The sequence below is a fragment of the Pseudoalteromonas sp. CuT4-3 genome (assembly GCF_035666335.1).
Lineage (GTDB): Bacteria > Pseudomonadota > Gammaproteobacteria > Enterobacterales > Alteromonadaceae > Pseudoalteromonas > Pseudoalteromonas atlantica.
Genome location: NZ_CP142030.1, coordinates 3,377,917 through 3,399,179 on the forward strand (window position 1 = coordinate 3,377,917; position 21,263 = coordinate 3,399,179).

Below are 21,263 nucleotides of genomic sequence, written 5' to 3' on the forward strand. Positions count from 1 at the left end.
TGTATCTTATACCAATTCGCTTATTTAAGTGATCTTTTTTGAGGACGGAAAAACGTGTTGATAGCTAGGCAAAAAATTCGCTATTTAGTTGTTCTAAATTAGAATTTTTTAACGCAGGTAGCGACACGTTTAGGCCCGCAAAATGATTAAGTAATATTGCGGATTGGTATTATAAGGTGTATTCAAAATCGTAGTAGTGAATCCCTTGCTCAATACGTATTTTCATACTGCCCGTTAACCCTTCTAGCTCATGAGTGCCTGAATCGGGAATTACATTTAAAATTAGGCTGTCTTGGCCTTTATCCATAGTACCAAAATGCTGTAATACAAAGCTGCCTTTTTTACCTTCAAGCTCGCCTATTACTTGCTCTATAGCAACATAACCGGCACTGCCTTGTGTAGGAGTCATGGCGCTTAGCATTTCGCCTTGGCTGGTGGCATTTAAGCTACCTTTAAATGTTTTATCTATCGACATACGCCCTAAATTAACGCCGTTTTGGCCGCTTGCGTAGCCTTCTATTGGGGCCAGATTTACATTAAATTCTCCACTTACGGTTGCAGTAGTCATAACGTTTCCTTATTGATGCTAATGTTTAAAAGTATTGATTTTTATTATCTTAGTGCCATATCTATACCTTAACCTTTAAAAAGAATCCACTATGTCAAAAACAAGCCCTAAGCCCGAAAAAGCCGCTTTTAGTAGTTTATTACCTATTTTTGCGTTTATTAAACCGTATAAATGGATGGTAGTGGCGGCACTTGGCGCCCTTTTAGTCACCGCTGGTGTTAACTTATCATTAGGGCAAGGGGTTAAGTTTGTCATAGATCATGGCTTTATTGCTGGCTCCCAAGCGCAGCTACAACAAGCTGTATTAGTGCTTATTGGTTTAATTAGTTTATTGGCCGTGGGCACCTTTAGCCGCTTTTATTTAATGTCGTGGATTGGCGAACGCGTTAGTAACGATATTCGCAAAGCGGTGTTTAATCGCATTGTTACCTTGCACCCCAGTTACTTTGAAGAAAACCGCAGTGGCGAGCTTATGTCGCGTTTAACAACCGACACCACTTTGCTGCAATCGATTATTGGCTCTTCCTTTTCTATGGCGCTGCGCAGTGCATTAATGTTAGTGGGTGGCTTGGTAATGCTGTTAGTGACTAACTTAAAGCTTACGCTCGTAGTGGTTGCGTGTGTGCCGCTAGTATTAGTGCCGATGATGGTATTTGGCAAAAAGGTTCGCAAACTTGCAAGTTCTAGCCAAGATGCAATAGCCGATATAAGCACCTATGCCGGCGAGATCATTCAAAATATTAAGGTAGTTCAAAGCTATAGCCACGAACAGCGTGAGCAACACGCCTTTGCACTTGAAACCGAAAAAGCCTTTAACGTTGCCAAAAGCCGTATTAAACAGCGCTCTTTTTTAATTGCTGCGGTAATATTTTTAACCTTTAGTGCGATTAGCGTAATGCTCTGGGTAGGCGGTAGTGACGTACTGGCAGGCACTATGACAGGCGGTGAGCTAGGCGCCTTTGTGTTTTACGCCATTATGGTGGCCATGTCGGTGGCTACCGTAGCCGAGGTTTACGGCGAGCTACAACGAGCTGCTGGTGCGGCAGCGCGCCTACTTGAATTACTGGCCGTTAAAAGTGAAATAGAAAACCCTGTCACTCCACAAGACGAAAAGCTATTAATAAAGACTGACAGCCCCGCCATTGCACTTGAAAACATTAGCTTTAACTACCCATCTCGCCCCGATGTAAGCGCCCTTAACAAAATAAACTTAACTATAGAGCAAGGTAAAACAGTGGCTATTGTAGGCCCCTCTGGCGCAGGTAAAACTACGTTATTTGAATTACTACAGCGCTTTTACGACCCTGCTCACGGCGAGATTAAATTTCATGATGTAAATATTAAAGACATATCGCTTACCACCCTTAGGGACAAAATGGGCATGGTGGCACAAAACCCTATTTTATTTAGCTCAGATGTAATGCATAACATTCGTTACGGCAACCCAAACGCCACTGACGAGCAAGTATATGCGGCCGCAAAACATGCTCATGCCGATGAATTTATTAAGCAATTACCGCAAGGTTATAACAGCTTTTTAGGTGAGCAAGGCGTAAGACTCTCGGGTGGGCAAAAGCAGCGTATTGTATTGGCACGCGCTATTTTAAAAGACCCAGAAATACTGCTTTTAGATGAAGCCACCAGTGCACTCGATGCGCAAAGTGAGCACCACGTACAAGCCGCGCTTGAGCATTTAATGCAAAATAAAACAACGTTAATTATTGCCCATAGGCTGGCAACGGTTAAACATGCCGATGCGATTGTAGTAATGGAAAATGGGGAAATAAAAGCAACAGGGAGCCACCAGCAATTGCTAGCAAGCTCCCCTTTGTATCAGCGTCTTTGTGAATTGCAGTTCAACAAAAACTAACCCTCTGTGTTTGGCACTATTTGAATTTCTACACGGCGGTTTTGAGCTCGGCCGTTAGCGCTATCGTTAGTGGCTATTGGGCGGGTTTCGCCGTAGCCTGTAGTGCTAATACGTGCAGCCATAATTTGCTGGTTCACTAAGTAGTTTTTAACGCTTTGCGCACGCTCGCGCGACAGGTTCATATTGTAGCTGTCTTTACCTGTGCTATCTGTGTGGCCTTCCACACTTAGGTAGGTTTTTTCGTATTTGTTCATTACTTTAGCGATGGCGTTTAGGGTATCGTTAAAACCTGATGAAATATAAGATTGGTCTGTCGCAAAGGTAATATTTGATGGCATAACCAAACGTAAGTTATCGCCCTCACGTACAACTTCAACCCCTGAGCCTGCTAGTTCATCACGAAACGCTTCTTCTTGCTTATCCATGTAATCACCTACAGCAGCACCCGCTAGTGCGCCAATAGCTGCACCAATAAATATACGCTTGTCTTTATGATTACCCGTTGCTTTACCTAATACGCCACCTGCGGCTGCGCCAATTGCGGCGCCCTTGCCTGTGTTGTTCATTTCGCAACCACTTAGCAATACAGCTACTACGGTTACGCTTAAAAGTGATTTAGTTAAAGTCATGTGATGTCCTATTCATTAAGAATTATAAAGCGAGTATGCAAATACATGTATGAACAAACTATGAAGAGCATGTTAAAAGCAGTTCGCTTTATACCAATCCTCTTAATTAAGTGGATTGGTATTATTTGTAGATTACGAATTAATGTATGCATTTAATAAAAGTGTCATACTCCTTTGTGACAATTTAATGAACTTTAAAAAAGGATATAAGCTCAATGTTAGTCGCTATTTTTAGACAGTTTTTTTTACTTGGCTGCATGAGTTTTGGTGGCCCTGCTGCCCATTTAGGCTATTTTAAACGCCACTTTGTAGACACATTAAACTGGTTAAGCGATACCCGCTACGCGCAGCTTATTAGTTTAAGCCAAGCGCTGCCCGGGCCTGGTTCAAGCCAAGTGGGCTTTGCAATTGGTGTTGAGCGAGCGGGGGTTATTGGTGGCATTACCGCATTTATCGCTTTTACCTTACCGTCTTTTTTAATCATGTTGTTATTAGCGGTAAGCGCGCATCAGTTTGATGCTGTTTACTTTGCTATTATTGCAGGCTTAAAACTGTTTGCGGTTGTTATTGTGGCCGATGCAACACTTACTATGGCAAAAAGCTTTTGTACCAGCGCTGCGCTCAAGCTTATCGCAGTAATGAGTACCTTGGCTTTATTACTATTTCCTTTACTTGGCACGCAAATAGCTATTTTAGTGAGTGCCGCTGCTATAGGCGCAATTTGGCCTCTGTTACAACTCAACACCCATACTGATGCTAAAGCAGATACTAAAAGCGCGTTTAGGTGGCTCCCTTTAGGCTTATTTGTATTACTACTCGCTGTTAGCTTTATACCTTTAGGTGATGACCTTGCTTTGTTTGCTCCTTTTTACCAAGCGGGCGCTATGGTGTTTGGAGGCGGGCATGTGGTATTGCCTGTATTGCAAGCTGGCGTACCGGCGCTAAGTAACGATCAATTTTTAAGTGCGTATGCCAGTGCTCAAGCTATCCCTGGCCCCATGTTTACAATAGCCACTTACTTAGGCGCGCAACTTACTTCAGAGCAACCCTTAATAGGGGCCATAGCTGCAACCCTACTTATTTTTACACCGGGTTTTTTATTAATGCTGGCGTTTCAAAAAAGCTGGTTAAACCTGGCAAGTAAACCTCGCTTTGCAAGCTCTATTGCGGCGCTTAACGCTGCCGTAGTTGGCTTTTTAGCGGCGGCTTTGTACTCACCTATTTGGACATCGGCCGTTCACAACCTATGGCAGGTTGCACTGGTTATTGCTGCTTTTGCATGGCTAAGAATGAAAAAGCCACCTATTTGGTGGCTATTAGCTTTATTTATTAGTGTGGGTCTTGTTCTGCACTATTTGCCATTACTTTAAAGGTCGGCTTATCGGTTTGCTGTGCATTAGGCGGGCTTAATTGCCCGCTAACACTTTGATATGCTCTAAGGCCAAATACTGGCAACACTGCCAATAAGTGATCCATAATTTCGGCTTGTAAATGCTCGTAAGATATCCAGCGTTTGTCTTCACTAAAGCAATAAAACTCAATTGGTAAGCCGTGGTTCATTGGTTGTAGCTCACGCACCATAAGCGTAAGTGAGGTATTTATTCTATTATGCTGCTTTAAATAGCCCTCCGCGTAGCGGCGAAACAAGCCTAAGTTAGAGACCGGATCAGGCAACGAGGCAACACGTATATATTCGTGCAGTGGTATAGCTGCATCTATTTGTTTTCTAAATTCGTCACTTACTAAGCATATGCTGTGCATATCAATATTAAGCGAGCGCTTAATACGTCGACCGCCAGACTCTTGCATTCCTCGCCAGTTTTTGAACGACCCTGCTACCAGCATATAAGTAGGAATAGTCGTAATGGTGTTATCCCAGTTACGCACTTTTACGGTGTTTAGCCCTAAGTCTATTACTTCACCGTCGGCGCCGTAGTTTTCTACTTGAATCCAATCGCCGTAAGTAACTAATCGGTTTGCCGCAATTTGAATACTGGCTACAAAGCCTAAAATAGTGTCTTTAAAAACCAATAAAGTAACAGCGGCTATCGCACCAAAACCCGACAAAATATAGGTAGGCGATTTTTCAAGCACAATGCTGACTATTAAAATTGCACACACAATAAAGGTGATCAGCTTAACAACTTGTAATAAGCCCTGAATTGGCACTTCGCGGGCAAAATCTAGCTGGTTATAAATAGCGCCGGCAATGCTTACAATGCTGCTAAAAATAAAGCCTACATGAATAATTAATATACCTTGGCCAATGGTTTTTAGTATTTCGGCACTGAGCTCATTAACAGGGTAAACGCTGTCGAAGGTTGCTAAAAAAAGCACGCTACATAACATACCGGCTATGCGCTTATTAAGTTTTGTGAGCAACGGAGAAAGTAACCCTATGCGCTCTGGAGATAACTTAGTCACCACTTTTTGAATGCCTGGCAGCATTAATCGGCGTGTAAATAAATACACCACTAACAACGAAAAAACACCAATAGAGGCTGCAGTAATTGCACTTAAAAAATCTGCGTCGGGTACTTTTTCAAACCAAGGAGCGATTAGCTCCTGCAGGTGGGTATTGGTCATAGTGTTTCTATTTCCTTACAAATGGGTGGCTCAGGTAAATCGTGTTGGGCATAAATGCTGGCAAGTTGCGCGTCTTTAGCAACCCATAGCTCATTAACGTACTTTTGAAAGTGGCTTCTAAATGCTTTGTCGTGTTGGTAACTACCTAACATTTTCTGGTTTATAGCAACCACGTCAATAGAAACATAAATTGAATCAAGCTCGCCCTTTAAAATATTACGACAAACATGGCTCGTGCTGCCGCTGTACACCACACTAGTATTTAGCATGGCGTCAAATTGCTCGCCAAGTACCTCAAGTGCAAAGGCAATGCCGCCCGCTTTGGGCTTGAGTAAATGTTTAAACGGGCTTTGCTGGCTTGCATGCTTTGCGTGCGTGTAGCGGGTGCCTTCAACAAAATTAATTATGGTGGTGGGATTATTCCTAAAATTACGACAGCTTTGCTTGGTACGCTCAACATCTAGCCCTTTAAGCTTGGGGTTTTTAGCAAGCTGCGCTTTAGTTACGCGCTTCATAAAAGGCATGCCCATAGCCCATGCGCCAGAGCCAATAAATGGCACATACTTTAATTCGTCTTTTAAAAAAAACTTTGGCGCAGGTAAAACATTAATTGAGCTAAGTACCACAATATCTGACCAGCTCATGTGGTTACAAATTAGTAAGTACCAACTTTTTGAATTTACATCGCCGTTTATGTTTACTTTTATGTTGGCGCAGCCCAGCCACAAGCCAAACCGATTGCCGTTACACCAGCCTCGGTACACGCTATGCAGTATGGTGTTAATTATAGAAAAAGGCAGGACAAGCTTTATTAACCCTAGCATTAATACTAAGGTGCCAAAAATGATTACATTTGAAAAAATCACGCAGCCTACAATTAAGCCGTTGAGCCAATTTGGTAACCACTTTTTTAGCATAATTGTAAGCCCATTTTTTATTACCTTATTATTTATGGTTTTGTTCGAGCTGCAAAAGCGTGTGCTCTTTTTCTTCCCATAAACGGTTTAATTCACTTTGAAAGCCGACTCTAAACTCAGAGTCGCCAGTGTAATCACCGATCAACTCCTCGCTTACTGGGCGAATGTCTACATGCACATTAATTTGCTTCACTTTGCCGCCGGCAAAGTCCATAAACGTAGGGATGCCATCGGGGTAATGAATGGTCACATTAACCACTTTAGAGATTTGCTCACCCATGGCTTGCATTACGAATGCGATCCCGCCTGCTTTTGGCTTTAATAAATGCGGAAAAGGGCTATTTTGGCGAGCATGTTTTTGTGTTGTAAAACGTGTACCTTCTACAAAATTAACAATGCTTACTGGCATTTCTTTAAATTTTTCACAGGCTTTGCGGGTGGTTTCTATGTCTTTACCACGTAGCTTTGGGTTCTTTTTTAGCTGCGCTTTGCTGGTGCGGGTCATAAACGGAAAGTCGAGCGCCCACCAGCACAGACCTAAAATTGGCACGTAAATTAGCTCTTTTTTCAAAAAGAAATTTAAAAAAGGTATTTTACGATTAAATACACGTTGCAGTACTAATATATCTACCCAGCTTTGGTGGTTAGCAATCACTAAGTACCAGTCTTTTAATTTGGTTTCTTCAAGGCCGGTAACGTTAATTTTTGTTGGCGTGAATAAGCGTTGGTTAATGCTATTAACCGACACCCAAATAGTGGCACACTGTTTAGCAACCCAGCTTAAAAGCTTTTGCATAGGCTTGATAGGGATTAATTTTAATAGCCCACAAACAAAAATAGGCACAAACCAAATAAGTGTGTTTATTGTATAAAGCATAATACTTAATACACTGCGGATTACTGACATTTATTTACTTTCCTTTAAACAATGCGCGCCAAACAGCGACGCTTTTAATTCTGAGAGTGTACGGTTAATCTTCGAAGTAAGTATAACCTTCAAGCCCGGCATTAAGCTCGGTTAAATACCCTGCTTTACACTGCTCAGACACTGCTAGCTTGTTGACCAATAATTCAAAGTTTTGTGCCAAAATGGCGCTATCATAGTCAACAAACTTTAATACATCCTTAACGCTATCACCTTTAATAGCATTGGTTAATACATAACCGTCCTCGTTAAGCTCTACATGCACTGAGTCGGTGTCGCCAAATAAGTTATGTAAATCACCTAAAATTTCTTGGTAAGCCCCCACCATAAACATGGCTATATGGTATTGCTCGCCATGTTGGTACTCAGGTATAGGTAAACTGGTTTCTATGCCCGCGCCTTCTACGTACTCACGAATTTGCCCATCGGAGTCACAGGTAATATCTTGAATAATAGCGCGCTGGGTAAGCGGTTTATCTAAATTTTCGATAGGCATAACTGGAAACAACTGCTCAATGCCCCATACATCAGGTAACGACTGAAACAGTGAAAAGTTAACAAATAGCTTATCGGCTAGCTTTTCGTGTAAATCGTCAAGTACCTCACGGTGCGCACGCGCGTTATTGCTAAGTGATGCGCGTACTCGGTGCAAAATAGTAAAGTATAATTGCTCTATTTTCGCCCACTCTAGCATGCTTACTAACCCATGCACGTATTGGTCGTGCGCTTCGCTAAATAAGTGCATCGCATCGTGGTAAATCTCTAGCGCCATACGCGGGTTTAAACGCTGTAAACACTGCCACATTTCATCAAGCACTAGCGCACTGTTTTTAAGAGGCGGTTCTGGATTTGGATGATTTGGCGCTTTTTCTACGTCTATTACATCGGTAATTAACACCGCGTGGTGCGCTGTTAAAGCACGCCCTGATTCGGTGATAATGGCTGGGTGCGTAAGTTGATGTTGGTCGCACACCTCAGCAAAAGCATTAACCACATTACGTGCGTATTCTTCAACGGTGTAGTTCATCGAGCACGCACTGCGTGAGCCTGAGCCTTCGTAGTCAACCCCTAAGCCACCGCCTACATCAACGGTATTAAGCGGCACTCCTAGCTGGGTAAGCTCAGCAAAGTGGCGCGCGCATTCTCGCAGGGCGCGGTGTATATCGCGTATGTTGGCAATTTGAGAGCCAATATGAAAATGCACCATTTGCATTAAATGTAATTTATTATGCTTTTTAAGCACCTCAACAGCACTAAGCACTTGGCCTGCAGTTAAGCCAAATTTGCCTTTTTCGCCGCCGGTATTTTGCCACTTACCTTTGCCTACTGAGTTTAAGCGAATACGTATACCAATGGCAGGCTCTATGCCTAGGTTATCTATTTCTTCAAGTAAGGTCGTCAGCTCTGAGAGTTTTTCGACGACTATTTTAACGCTGTGCCCCATGGCTTGACCAATACAGGCTAAACGTAAAAATTCACTGTCTTTATAGCCATTACAGACAATAGTAATGGGTTTATCGGCTACCCCTAAAATTGCCATAAGCTCAGGTTTTGAACCGGCCTCTAGGCCAACTAAACCACTTGGGTGCGCCAATAGTTTACTGACCACCGAGCGTTGCTGATTAACTTTTATAGGGTATACACACGTGTACTTGCCTTGGTACTCGCGACTGCTGCGCGCTAAGGTAAATGCATGGGTGAGTGTATCTACTCTATTTTTTAAAATATCGGTAAAGCGCACCAATACCGGCAATGTTAAACCTTGTTGCTTAAATTGCTCTGTGAGCTGCGTTAAAGAAATCGCATTTTTAGATTGGTCACCATCTGGGTAGGCAACCAGCTCGCCTTGTGCGTTAATATCAAAATAGCCATCGCTCCAATGAGCAACATTATATGTAGCGCGTGCTGTTTCTAAACCCCAAGTCATGGCAACTCTTCTTAAATCAATTAGCTATAAAGGCGCATTTTAATACGTCACTACCCCCTACGCTAACAAAAATTGAACTTTAACTCGATACTGGCTAACTTTATTGGCAAAGCAGTTAAAATTTCATTGAGCAAAACGCGAAGCACTGGCAGAATTGCCCCTTTTTCATACTCAACTTAAAAAGTGTAAAAGCAACTATGGCAAATTTAGATCAAAGTAAGTGGTTTACAGAAATTAGCGACCGCGATGGCAGCGCATTTTCATTACGTATTAACAAAAAGTTGGATGAAAAACAGTCTCCTTTTCAAAAGGTAGAAATGTTCGAAACCACAGACTTTGGTAATTTAATGATCATCGATGGCTGTACTATGGTAACTACACGCGAAAACTTTTTTTACCATGAGATGATTAGCCACCCTGCACTTTTAGCGCACCCAAATCCTAAAAACGTGGTCATTATTGGCGGCGGCGATTGTGGTACATTACGTGAAGTTTTAAAACACCCAGGTGTAGAAACCGTAACGCAAATAGATATAGACGAAGTAGTCACGCAAATGTCGTTAAAATACTTCCCAGAGCTTTGTGAGTCTAACAACGATGCACGCGCAACTGTTATGTTTGATGATGGTATAAAATACATGCGTGACGCTGCGGGCGAGTCTATTGATGTTGTTATTGTTGATGGTACAGACCCAGTAGGCCCAGGCGAGGGATTATTTAACCACGCGTTTTACACTAGCTGCTTAAATGCATTACGCCCTGGTGGTATTTTAGTGCAGCAAAGCGAATCGCCATTAATGCATATGCCACTGCTAGTAGAAATGCGCGAGGCCATGCTAAGTGTGGGCTTTAACGACTTACAAACACTGCCATTTCCACAGCCAATTTACCCAAGCGGTTTATGGTCAGTAACGCTTGCTCGTAAATCACAAGCATTTAATGGCTTTAGAGAAGCCGATGCCGAGCAAGTTGCACAACAAAGCGAATACTACAACAGCGGTATTCATCACGGCGCACTTGCTACACCAAACTTTATGAAACGCGCATTTGATAAAAAATAATTCACACTTTTTTTGAAACTAAAAGGGAGCTTTAAAAGCTGCCTTTTTTTGTACTTTAAAAGCGCCATTGAGCGTTAGCCATAAGCTGCTGCGATATTCGCTGAGCAAAGCCACTACCCGGCCTATTTTGTACAAAGCTATGCAGCGCCGAGCCTTCAACACCTATTTGTAGCGTATCGGTTAATTGGTAACGCCATGTGGCTGTTAAGCCTTCGCCGTGGCTGGCGTTAGGGTCAAATGCGGTGGTGTCATCGTCATCTACTTTAAAATAATCATACCTAAGCGATAACCTATGCTTACCCGCTTTATGGCTGAGCATTAAATAATGGCTATAAAAACGGTTATAAATAAGCTTATTAGCCCCCATTTCGGTTTTACCATCGAGTAGCTGGGCAATCAAACGGGTTTTACCTGTAAGTTTATATAACCACGCTAAACTGCTAAAGCGAGTATGCCAAGCATACTGCCCTGTTGTGCGATTAAAAATGCTGGGATCGGCGTTATTATCGTAATAATAAAACCTAAACTGCGAGCGTTTTAAATAATCCCAATGCACGCCGGCATAGTAGCCAAAGCGGCCATCTACTTCTTCAAAAGGCAGCACTTGGTTAGCTTGCCAACGTAATTCGTCACTATTTAATGCCGCAATAGGTGCAAATTGTACACTTTCGTTAAATGTTGTTTGCCTGTCGTGCAGCGCAAAGCCGCGCCAAGAAAGCAACGTCCCTGTTGGGTCGTTCCCTTTATAAATAGCAGCGCTCACACTAAAACTATGCTTAGAATTAAAACGTTTACCTGGGCGTTTAATGCTAAGCTCACCACCTATGGTGCGAAGCTCTTCGCCAAGCCAACTGTTTATGGCCGAATTAGTATAATTGTAAGGCGAGGTCCATCCTATATCGGGGTTTTCTAGCGACATACTAGGATAAAACCCACCGAGCTTTACATGCCATTTATAACGGCTGTTTACTAACGGCTGATACTGTAAATACGCTTGGCTTAAACCTAATGTGGTTTTCGGCTCTTGATTAGCATTAACAACGGCATGTGCGCTCCAGGCGCTACTTAAATCGGCCTTAAAGTCTATAATTCCTTGCGATAACAAAATGCTATCACTGCTATCTCCATGGCGATATAAACCAATACCGCCATCTTGAAAGCTTTGTGTATCGTCGCTTGCAACCGCACGTACCTGAATAAGCCCTTTAACTTGCGAAAAAGCCGGTAGGCTCATAAAAAGTAGGCCAAGTAATACTGTATTTTTGCGCCTAATAGTCATCAAATTCATCCGTAGCAAAGTCTATTTGCTCGGCTATGGCCTGCTTTACGGTGTAGTGTATAGGTGACTCGCTTACATTAACGCTGTGAGTTTCTACGTTGCTTATATCGCTAAAGCCAGAATGCCATACACTCATGCTGTATTGCCCATTAGGGGCTGTTAAATTAACCCTACCGTTGTCGTCGGTAATTGCAAAAACGGTGCTATCAACCACCACAATATAGCCCAACATCCAGTCATGAATATTACAGCCAAGCTCAACCACCCCAGTTTGATCAAAGGTTATGGGGGCTTTAGGTTGCTCTTTGTAAAGTTTCAACTCAAAGGTTTTAGCTTTAGAAAACGAATAAACGTGGTGCATGATAGAGTCGGCATTAGGAAACTCTACCTTTGCATTTTGCGGAACAACTAACGTACGCGGCGTAAACTCGCGGTTTTGTTGGCTCATTGCATAGGTTTTACTTTCTTGATTGCCGGCCTGAATTGATGCCCCGCTTAGCCACACTACCGCATTTGCTAAAGGCTGATTATTGGCATTTTTTATAGTTATTGTTGTTGCTGCTGCGCAAGTACTCATACATAGCAGTAACACACTTAGTAAGGGTTTTATCATGGGGCTAATCGCTATAATCAATTTGTTTACATTATAGACCGATTAAACCGTTAAATTCTTTCTATTCTTTAAAATATTGAATACGTATGTATACAGTCGTATTAACAACTCACTGCCATTATCCTTAAAGGTCACCACCGACTCATCAAAGGACACACAATGAGAACATCCGCACTTTTACTACTGGCGTTTGCTGGCAATAGCTTTGCACAAACCGCTGTAGTTGAATCACCAAACTCACAAATAAAAGTGACTATTTCAGATGAAAATAGCACACCCAGCTACGCTATTAGCTTTAAAAACAAACCAGCTATAAACGCATCGCGCCTGGGTTTTGAATTTAAAACCCAAGCTGCATTTAGGGATGGTTTTAAAATTACCCATGTTAAGCAGCAAAGCGTAAATACCCAGTGGCAACAACCTTGGGGCGAGCGACAAACGGTTACTGATAAACACAACGAAGTTGCGGTTACGTTTGCAAAAAACGAGCCTAATAGTGCAACCTACACAGTGCGCTTTAGAGCTTTTGATAGTGGCGTTGGGTTTAGATACGAAGTACCAAAACAAGCAGGCTTTGATCAAACACACATTACCAAAGAGCTCACCGAATTTGCCATTAACAATAACAACAATGCCACCGCATGGTGGATCCCCGCCCGCGGCTGGAACCGATACGAATACGTTTACAACACCACCGCATTAAATGACGTCCCCCTTGCACACACGCCGTTTACCTTAAAAACCAATGACGGTACCCATATAAGCATTCATGAAGCAGCCTTAGTTGATTACGCAGGCATGGTGCTTAATCAGCGCCGCCCAGGCACTTTTAATGCCGATTTAACACCCTGGTCAGACGGCATTGCCGTTAAAAAACAAGGTGCGTTTAATACCCCTTGGCGCACCATTCAAATTGCCGACAGTGCGGTCGGCTTAGTCAATTCAGACATAATATTAAATTTAAACGAGCCTAATAAACTAGGCGATGTGTCGTGGGTAAAACCTGGTAAATACGTGGGTATTTGGTGGGGCATGCATATAAACACGCAAACCTGGGGCAGCGGCGAAAAACACGGTGCCACTACACAAACCACTAAGTACTACATGGATTTTGCCGCAGAATATGGCTTTGATGGCGTACTAGTAGAAGGCTGGAACATAGGCTGGGACGGTGATTGGTTTTTTAATGGCGATGTATTTAGTTTTACACAACCCTACGACGACTTTGATATAGCGGCCCTTACTCAATACGGCAAACAAAAAGGCGTGCAGTTAATTGGCCACCACGAAACATCGGGTAATGTAAGTAACTACCGTGACCAAATGGAGGATGCCTTTGCCCTTTACGAAAAATCAAACGTAAGCCAAGTTAAAACGGGCTATGTAGCGGATGGCGGTAACATAAAACGCATAGACGAAAACGGCATTGCCCGTCATGAGTGGCACGACGGCCAATTTATGGTTAACGAGTACCTTTACAACGTAAAGCTGGCTGCTAAACATAAAATTAGTATTAACACCCACGAGCCAATAAAAGACACAGGCCTGCGTCGTACCTACCCAAATTGGATTGCCCGCGAAGGGGCACGCGGCCAAGAGTTTAATGCATGGGGCACGCCTCCCAACCCACTAGAGCACATTCCTATGCTGGCGTTTACCCGTATGCTGGCAGGGCCTATGGACTTTACCCCTGGCATTTTCGATATGGGCTTTAATGGCTTAGGCGATGATACAAACCGCCCACAAACAACGCTTGCCAAGCAGCTTGCACTTTATGTTGTGCTGTATAGCCCAATTCAAATGGCCGCCGACTTACCTAAAAACTATTTAGCCAAGCCTGATGCATTTCAATTTATTCAAGACGTACCAACCGATTGGCAGCAAAGTATTGCGCTTGATGGCGAAGTGGGCGACTTTATTGTTTTTGCCCGTAAAGAGCGCAAACGCGATAAATACTCAGGAAACGATTGGTACTTAGGCGCCGTAACCGACGAGAAAGCCCGAACTATTGAGGTAAAACTCGACTTTTTAGAAAAGGGTAAAAAGTTTGAAGCGCACATATACCAAGACGGTAAAAACGCTGAATGGAAAAACAATCCGTACGATTTAGATATCGAAAAGCGCGTAGTTAGCGCAAACGATAAGCTAACTTTAAAACTAGCAACAAGTGGTGGTACAGCAATCCGCTTTAAAGCACTTTAAGTTTTAATACTATTAACGTTATGGAAATAGCCAACTCTGCACAGCTTACTGTGCAGAGTTTTGTATTTTTATAGGTAAATAAATTTGTGCACTTAGGCCGCCTTCTGGGCGGTTTTCTAGCTTAACTTTACCATCGTGCATATCAATAATACGCTTAATAATGGCAAGGCCTAAACCACTCCCCTCACTACCACGCGCAGTGTCACCTTGTTTAAAAGGCTCAAACACCGATTCTAGTTCGCTTTCTGGTATACCGGGGCCGTTATCGTTTACCGCTATCACAACGTATTTTTTGTTTGAATTAAAGTAGCTTAATACTTCTATATCGCCGTCTGAATAGCGCAGCGCGTTTTCAATCATGTTAGTAATTACACGCTTAATAGCCACACTACTTAACGGGACAAGCCCTACGCTGGGGTTGCCTTTAAAGGTAATAACGCGTTGCTGTTTAAGCTCACAATTAACCACTTCAGTCACTAGCGCATTTATATCTTCGCAAGCAAGCTCATCTGTTTTGTGGTGGCGTAAATACTCAATAAACTGATCGATAATGCCATTCATATCTTCAATGTCGTAAATGATGCCTTCGCGAAGGTAGTCATCTTCATCGTTCATCATTTCGGTGGCAAGGCGGATACGAGTAAGCGGAGTGCGTAAATCGTGAGAAACACCGGCCATGAGTAAACGGCGATCGTTTTCAAGAGCGGCAATACCGCGCGACATTTGGTTAAATGCACGGGTAACTTCTATAACTTCACTGGAGCCTTCTTCTTCAAGCTTACTACTAAAATCGCCCTTACCCACTTTCACGGCTGCTTGCTGCAACGCCTTTAATGGGCGGTTTAAGTGCCGAGCAAATAGCCAGCCGCCTAACACACTTAAAAAACCAATACTTGATAAATAAAACGTTAAAAATTCGAGGTTATTTTCTTGATACCCGCTAAGCGGTACTTTTACCCAATAACCGGGTGCTTGCGGCGCTTCTACCCAATAAATCAGCGGGTCGGTTTGACTAATACGCACCCGAGCAGAACCATTTAATTGCTCAGACATACTACGCGACAGCATCGAGTATTCTCGGGTTTGACCCAGCCCTTGGCGCATTGCCTCGCGCTGCGTCATCACTTCTATACCTGTAATTTCAAAAAACTTTTCAGATACTTCGTCGTTTATCTCTACGCCGTCTTCCCAGTCTATAAATACCGTTTTAATTTGCTTTGCCAGCATTAAATTTACTTGTTCTATGGTTGGTTTTACAACGTAAAAGCTCACCGTTACATACGACACTATTTGGTTAATTAGCAGTAAAGCGGCCACTAAAAATACAGTTTGTCCAAACGCACTACGCGGAAAAAATCCCATATAAACTACTTATCACCGTCAGGAACAAACACATAACCCAAACCCCATACAGTTTGAATATAGCGCGGGTTGGCAGCATCTACTTCTATCATGCGGCGCAGTCGCGATACTTGCACATCAATACTGCGCTCAAGCGCACTGTAATCTCGCCCACGGGCAAGGTTCATTAGTTTATCGCGGCTCAGTGGCTCGCGCGGGTGTGATACAAGCGCTTTAAGTACGGCAAATTCACCACTGGTGAGTGAAATGGTTTTATCGCCCTCGCTCATTTCGCGCGTGGCTAAATTAAGCGTAAATTGCCCAAAGGCTATTAAGTTTTCTTCCGCTGCGGGTGCGCCCGGCACTTCTTTGGCGCGGCGGCGTAAAATAGCTTTTATGCGAGCCAGTAATTCGCGCGGGTTAAACGGTTTCGGGATGTAGTCGTCTGCGCCTAGTTCAAGGCCTATAATACGGTCGACCTCATCGCCTTTTGCTGTCAGCATCACAATAGGGATTTCGTTTTCTTTTTGGCGTAGCCGGCGGCAAATAGATAAACCATCTTCGCCTGGTAGCATTAAATCAAGCACCATTAAGTGAAAGTTCTCTCGCTCAATGAGTCTATCCATTTGCTCTGAGTTTGCGGCGGTTCTAACAATAAAGCCTTGCTCTACTAAATAACGCTCTAGTAAGCTGCGCAGGCGCATATCGTCATCTACAACTAATACTTTTGTGGTTTCGTGTCCCATTGCGTGTTTCTTATTTTTATTTCCAATTAATAGTTAATATAAATGAAAAACTTAATAATCAAAATCTAATTGCGCGCTTAGATTGTTACTGAACATTTCAAAGTTATAATATTAGGGCGTGTTGACCTTTGCGGATTGAAATTTGTTCAATCTAGGGGCGATTAAATTGCGGCGCGAGCTTTGTAACCTAGTGGGCTAAGTAAAAACCGAGCAAAGCTTCCGCGTCCTGCTCACGCCCCTTACCTACATCCATGTAGGCAACAAAGAGTTTATCGCCCCTAGGCAGAACCCGAAGGGCAGCGCATGTTTGGCATTTATGCTGCGTTATCACCTATTTATGGGGAATAACCACACTTCATAGGCTCTGCCTTGCCTAAAAACCAAACATACTGCTGCAAATTCGACCATCAAAGAACAACACGCCCTAAAGTTTACACTCGACAAATTTTAGCAATTTTAATAACGTGCACAGCATTAGAGTTAATGAATAAAAGCCCATGAAAACAAATTTAATAACCCGCGAAGGTTACTTACAATTACAGCAAGAGCACGACCATTTATGGAACGTTAAACGCCCTGAAGTCACTAAAATAGTGAGTTGGGCGGCAAGCCTTGGCGATCGCTCAGAAAATGCAGACTATCAATATAATAAACGCTTACTGCGCCAAATTGATCGTCGTGTTCGGTATTTGCGCAAACGCCTACCCGATTTAAAAGTTATTGATTACTCGCCGCAGCAAGACGGTAAAGTATTTTTTGGCGCATGGGTAGAAATAGAAAACGAGCAAGGCGAGGTTAAAAAATTTAGAATTGTAGGGCCTGATGAAATATACGACCGTAAAGACTACATATCAATTGACTCACCTATGGCGCGTGCCCTGATAAAAAAACAAGTAGACGATGATTTTGAGGTACCTACACCGCAAGGTAAAAAAGAATGGTATGTAAATAGTATTGAATATCAAAAATAGTCCCCCATAACATTATTAATAAATAACTACTTTGATTCAGATCAGGTAAATTTTTTATTGTGTAATATATCTCATTAGGATATATATTGGTTTAGCAGGTTTATCTTTAACCTGATTTTTAAGGTAGTGGCTATGTCAAACTTAGTACAGCGCATATGTAGTAATGCCGTATTGTTTGCACTTTTAATGAGTGTGAGTTTGACTCTGCATGCCAATACCACCGAAGTAAATATAGATAACGCCAGTGTATCTAATCATTTTATCGCTTGTGAATTTCCTGACCAAGCAACCCCCGACATTGACTTAGATTCTCATGTTAATGCATTTGCTATTAGGTTGTTTCAACCGCTACCTAATGCTGTTTCATCTTTTTACCAAAGTACAAACCTATACCGTCCTTTTAGTACGGCATATCAACGTGGTCCACCTAGCTATTTAATTTAATTCACAATTTTACTTTTTGATTAAATTTTATAACTAATAAGGTGACTACTATGTCTAACTTTAAAGAATTACGTACCCAAAATATTTCTCATGGCGTTATTGCAAGCACGTTTGAAGATCAACAAGCCACTATTGATTTAACATCTCCGGCTTTAACCGTAATCAATAACTTTACCCAAAAAACGCCAATTCGCGCTCAATACGACACTCCTATCAGCGAGGCGCTTAAACAAGTACTAGCAGAGCATTCTGACTATGTATTGGTGACTGATGATGCGCAAAAATTAATTGGTATTGTTTCAAGTGCCGACCTACAAAGCGCTAAAATTACGGCCATTGCACAGCGTTTAAATACCAGCCGCAATGAAGTGAGCTTACGCTACATTATGACACCTATTAGCCAACTTAATGGCGTAAGTATGCAAAGCCTAAGCTATGCAAGTATTGGCGATGCACTACAAACAATGGAGCATCAAGGCAGCATGTTTTTATTAGCAACAACCACTAATAACGAAATATGCGGATTAATTTCGGCGCGTCAAATAGCTAAAACGTTACACATTCCAGTGCATATTACTCCAATTGCTCACACGTTTAGTGATGTTTTAGAAAGCGTAGAGCACCCTCACTAAAGCGCGCTTTTACGCTTTGTCAGCTCAGCCAAGCCAACCATCTTAAAGCAAGCAAAATTGCTTGCTTTAAGAGCTTTTTATTACAACCTGCTGTGATATTATTCAACTAATAAATACCTACCAAACTCATTAAATAGCAACTTTAATAAGCTGGGTATAACAGTACCAGAGGGATTTTCTGGTTTTATTTTTTGTATTAAAAGGTTTATGCATGAGCGATATCTCTGCACGTTTAGCCACTGAGCTAAATGCACAACAGCAACAAGTTGTTGCTGCTACAAAATTACTTGATGAAGGCGCAACGGTTCCTTTTATTGCGCGTTACCGTAAAGAAATTACCGGTGGATTAGACGACACGCAATTACGCCTTTTAGAGCAACGTTTGTCGTACTTACGCGAGCTTGAAGAGCGCCGCAGCTTTATTTTATCAACCATCGAATCGCAAAATAAATTAACGCCAGCACTTAGTGCCGATATTACCAGCGCACAAAGTAAAACTGAGCTTGAAGATTTATACCTTCCTTATAAAGCTAAACGCCGTACCAAAGGGCAAATAGCCATTGAAGCAGGCCTTGAGCCACTTGCCGATGCGCTATTTAACGATGCAAACTTAGAGCCAGAGCAACAAGCGCAGCAGTTTATAAATGCCGACAAAGGCATTGCTGATACCAAAGCAGCCCTTGATGGCGCTAAATTTATTTTAATGGAACGCTTTGCAGAAGATGCCAAGTTATTAGCTAAATTTAGAAGCCACATTAGCCAACACGGCGCTATACAAAGCACACTTATTGACGGCCAAGAGCAAGCCGGTAGCAAATACCGCGACTACTTTGACCATCAAGAACCTCTTAAAAAGGTCCCTTCTCACCGCGCGCTTGCTATGTTGCGCGCGCGTAACGAAGGTATTTTACAGCTGAGTATTAACCCAGAGCCAAGCAGCGAAAATGCAGCCCAGCTATGCGCGCAAATGATTGCTGATCACTACCGTTTAGATGTGAAATATAAAGCAGCTAGCACATGGCTATTAAGTGTTGTGCAGTGGGCATGGAAAATAAAGCTTGGCCTACACCTAGAAAATGAATTTTTAGCAGCTATGCGAGAAAAAGCCGAAACCGGCGCTATAGATGTATTTGCTAAAAACTTAAAAGACTTACTTATGGCCGCCCCTGCTGGGCCGCGTACCACGCTTGGTCTAGATCCTGGTTTGCGAACTGGCTGTAAAATTGCCGTAGTTGATGGCACAGGTAAATTGCTTACAACCCAAACTATTTTCCCCCACGCACCGCAAAATCACTGGGAAAAATCGTTACGTACATTAGAGCAACTATGTCGCCAGCATAAAGTAGAACTTATTGCGATTGGTAACGGCACCGCATCACGCGAGTCTGACAAGCTAGTAGGCGAACTTATTAAGGCCAATGCTGAGCTTAAATTAAACAAAATTATGGTAAGCGAAGCCGGCGCGTCTGTTTACTCTGCGTCTGAATTTGCAGCAAATGAATTTCCTAACTTAGATGTGTCTTTACGTGGCGCGGTATCTATTGCGCGTCGCCTGCAGGACCCACTTGCCGAGCTTGTTAAAATTGAGCCAAAATCAATTGGTGTAGGCCAATACCAACACGATGTCTCGCAAAGCCAATTAGGCCAAACACTAACCGCAGTGGTAGAAGACTGTGTAAACTCAGTGGGTGTTGATTTAAATATGGCCTCGGTGCCGCTTCTTACTCGCGTATCGGGGTTAAATAAAACCTTAGCGCAAAATATAGTAAATTACCGCGACACTAACGGCACGTTTGCTAAGCGTAGCGAACTTAAAAAAGTTGAGCGTTTAGGACCAAAGGCGTTTGAACAAGCAGCAGGCTTTTTGCGTATTAATCAGGGTAAAGACCTACTTGATAACTCATCAGTTCACCCTGAGGCTTATCCTGTTGTTAAACTTATTTGTGAGCGTAACAACCTTGATGTAAATAGCTTAATAGGCAATAGCGAGTTTTTAAATAAGCTGGTTGCTAATGACTACACCGACGAGAAGTTTGGTTTACCTACCGTTACCGACATCATTAAAGAGCTAGATAAGCCTGGGCGCGATCCTCGTCCTGAGTTTAAAACTGCTGAATTTAAAGCCGGTGTAGAAAAAATCACAGACCTAAAACCCGGTATGATTTTAGAAGGTGTGGTTTCTAACGTTGCTAACTTTGGTGCGTTTGTTGATGTAGGTGTTCACCAAGATGGCCTAGTGCATATTTCGGCAATTACTAATAAGTTTATCTCTGATCCGCGCGAAGTAGTAAAAGCCGGTGACATTGTAAAAGTAAAAGTGGTTGAGGTAGATGCCCCACGTAAACGCATTAGCTTTACTATGCGCTTAGATGATGAAATAGACACAAGCAATAAACCCGCTGCCGCGCCGCAAAAGCAACGCAGTAATCAGGGCCAGCAACCGCGTGCAGCAAAACCAAAGCGCGATAACGGTAACGCCATGATGGGTAATGCCTTTGCCGATGCATTTGCTAATGCAAAAGTAAAAAAATAATACCCGTTTACTTCATTAA

18 protein-coding genes are annotated in these 21,263 nt (G+C 42.7%); 8 read left to right on the forward strand and 10 right to left on the reverse strand.

Translation table 11 applies throughout. From position 1 onward, the window contains the following. Positions 1 to 169 precede the first annotated feature (169 nt). Positions 170 to 568, reverse strand: coding sequence for a DUF3224 domain-containing protein (locus VOI46_RS15665; protein WP_004587550.1), 399 nt, complete (start codon positions 566 to 568; stop codon positions 170 to 172). A 91-nt stretch (positions 569 to 659) separates the two neighbouring features. Between VOI46_RS15665 and VOI46_RS15670 the strand changes: the two genes are divergently transcribed. Further along, a complete protein-coding gene (locus VOI46_RS15670; RefSeq protein WP_004587549.1) occupies positions 660 to 2,438 on the forward strand; it encodes an ABC transporter transmembrane domain-containing protein in 1,779 nt (592 codons plus the stop codon). On the opposite strand, the gene VOI46_RS15675 is transcribed toward VOI46_RS15670, so the two are convergent. Continuing rightward, positions 2,435 to 3,067 (reverse strand): OmpA family protein, encoded by a 633-nt coding sequence (locus VOI46_RS15675; protein ID WP_004587548.1) that lies wholly within the window; start codon positions 3,065 to 3,067, stop codon positions 2,435 to 2,437. The two genes, VOI46_RS15670 and VOI46_RS15675, sit on opposite strands and share 4 nt — an antisense overlap. A gap of 215 nt (positions 3,068 to 3,282) precedes the next feature. Here VOI46_RS15675 and chrA point away from each other — a divergent pair, with 215 nt between their 5' ends. Then, positions 3,283 to 4,437 carry a chromate efflux transporter gene (gene chrA / locus VOI46_RS15680; protein ID WP_004587547.1) on the forward strand — a complete coding sequence of 385 codons (1,155 nt, stop codon included), beginning with the start codon at positions 3,283 to 3,285 and terminating at the stop codon, positions 4,435 to 4,437. On the opposite strand, the gene VOI46_RS15685 is transcribed toward chrA, so the two are convergent. The 4 genes from VOI46_RS15685 to speA form a co-directional block, all read right to left on the reverse strand. Next, a complete protein-coding gene (locus VOI46_RS15685; RefSeq protein WP_004587546.1) occupies positions 4,397 to 5,653 on the reverse strand; it encodes a mechanosensitive ion channel domain-containing protein in 1,257 nt (418 codons plus the stop codon). The genes chrA and VOI46_RS15685 overlap by 41 nt on opposite strands. Then, positions 5,650 to 6,570 (reverse strand): acetyltransferase, encoded by a 921-nt coding sequence (locus VOI46_RS15690; protein WP_282337909.1) that lies wholly within the window; start codon positions 6,568 to 6,570, stop codon positions 5,650 to 5,652. The genes VOI46_RS15685 and VOI46_RS15690 overlap by 4 nt, the downstream gene beginning before the upstream one ends. 28 nt (positions 6,571 to 6,598) lie before the next feature. Next, the gene (locus tag VOI46_RS15695; RefSeq protein WP_004587544.1) at positions 6,599 to 7,477 is read right to left on the reverse strand and encodes an acyltransferase; all 879 of its coding nucleotides are present in this window, start codon (positions 7,475 to 7,477) and stop codon (positions 6,599 to 6,601) included. Between the two features lie 64 nt (positions 7,478 to 7,541). Beyond that, positions 7,542 to 9,422, reverse strand: a complete 1,881-nt coding sequence (gene speA, locus VOI46_RS15700; RefSeq protein WP_282337910.1) for a biosynthetic arginine decarboxylase — start codon at positions 9,420 to 9,422, stop codon at positions 7,542 to 7,544. A 197-nt stretch (positions 9,423 to 9,619) separates the two neighbouring features. On the opposite strand from speA, the gene speE reads away from it, so the two are divergent. After that, positions 9,620 to 10,483, forward strand: a complete 864-nt coding sequence (gene speE / locus VOI46_RS15705) for a polyamine aminopropyltransferase (protein ID WP_054983340.1) — start codon at positions 9,620 to 9,622, stop codon at positions 10,481 to 10,483. A 55-nt stretch (positions 10,484 to 10,538) separates the two neighbouring features. Here speE and VOI46_RS15710 read toward each other — a convergent pair whose 3' ends face one another. Both VOI46_RS15710 and VOI46_RS15715 read right to left on the reverse strand, forming a co-directional pair. Further along, positions 10,539 to 11,762 carry a hypothetical protein gene (locus VOI46_RS15710; protein WP_282337911.1) on the reverse strand — a complete coding sequence of 408 codons (1,224 nt, stop codon included), beginning with the start codon at positions 11,760 to 11,762 and terminating at the stop codon, positions 10,539 to 10,541. Then, entirely contained in the window at positions 11,752 to 12,375 is a 624-nt protein-coding gene (locus tag VOI46_RS15715; protein WP_324738086.1) for a methylamine utilization protein, read from the reverse strand. The genes VOI46_RS15710 and VOI46_RS15715 overlap by 11 nt, the downstream gene beginning before the upstream one ends. 159 nt (positions 12,376 to 12,534) lie before the next feature. On the opposite strand from VOI46_RS15715, the gene VOI46_RS15720 reads away from it, so the two are divergent. Then, a complete protein-coding gene (locus VOI46_RS15720) occupies positions 12,535 to 14,577 on the forward strand; it encodes a glycoside hydrolase family 97 protein (protein ID WP_282337913.1) in 2,043 nt (680 codons plus the stop codon). A 45-nt stretch (positions 14,578 to 14,622) separates the two neighbouring features. Here the strand turns inward: VOI46_RS15720 and envZ are convergent, their stop codons facing one another. Further along, on the reverse strand, positions 14,623 to 15,939 hold the full coding sequence (gene envZ, locus VOI46_RS15725; RefSeq protein WP_024033891.1) for a two-component system sensor histidine kinase EnvZ: 1,317 nt from the start codon (positions 15,937 to 15,939) through the stop codon (positions 14,623 to 14,625). 5 nt (positions 15,940 to 15,944) lie between these two features. Further along, on the reverse strand, positions 15,945 to 16,664 hold the full coding sequence (gene ompR / locus VOI46_RS15730; protein WP_004587537.1) for a two-component system response regulator OmpR: 720 nt from the start codon (positions 16,662 to 16,664) through the stop codon (positions 15,945 to 15,947). A gap of 497 nt (positions 16,665 to 17,161) precedes the next feature. Here ompR and greB point away from each other — a divergent pair, with 497 nt between their 5' ends. The 4 genes from greB to VOI46_RS15750 all read left to right on the forward strand — a co-directional run bounded on the left by greB (position 17,162) and on the right by VOI46_RS15750 (position 21,244). After that, positions 17,162 to 17,635: a transcription elongation factor GreB gene (gene greB / locus VOI46_RS15735; RefSeq protein ID WP_004588245.1), complete on the forward strand. Its 474-nt coding sequence runs from the start codon at positions 17,162 to 17,164 to the stop codon at positions 17,633 to 17,635. A 132-nt stretch (positions 17,636 to 17,767) separates the two neighbouring features. Further along, positions 17,768 to 18,079, forward strand: coding sequence for a hypothetical protein (locus VOI46_RS15740; protein ID WP_004588244.1), 312 nt, complete (start codon positions 17,768 to 17,770; stop codon positions 18,077 to 18,079). Between the two features lie 50 nt (positions 18,080 to 18,129). Next, positions 18,130 to 18,711, forward strand: coding sequence for a CBS domain-containing protein (locus tag VOI46_RS15745; RefSeq protein ID WP_004588243.1), 582 nt, complete (start codon positions 18,130 to 18,132; stop codon positions 18,709 to 18,711). A 211-nt stretch (positions 18,712 to 18,922) separates the two neighbouring features. Further along, positions 18,923 to 21,244 (forward strand): Tex family protein, encoded by a 2,322-nt coding sequence (locus VOI46_RS15750; protein ID WP_004588242.1) that lies wholly within the window; start codon positions 18,923 to 18,925, stop codon positions 21,242 to 21,244. The last annotated feature ends 19 nt before the right edge of the window (positions 21,245 to 21,263 follow it).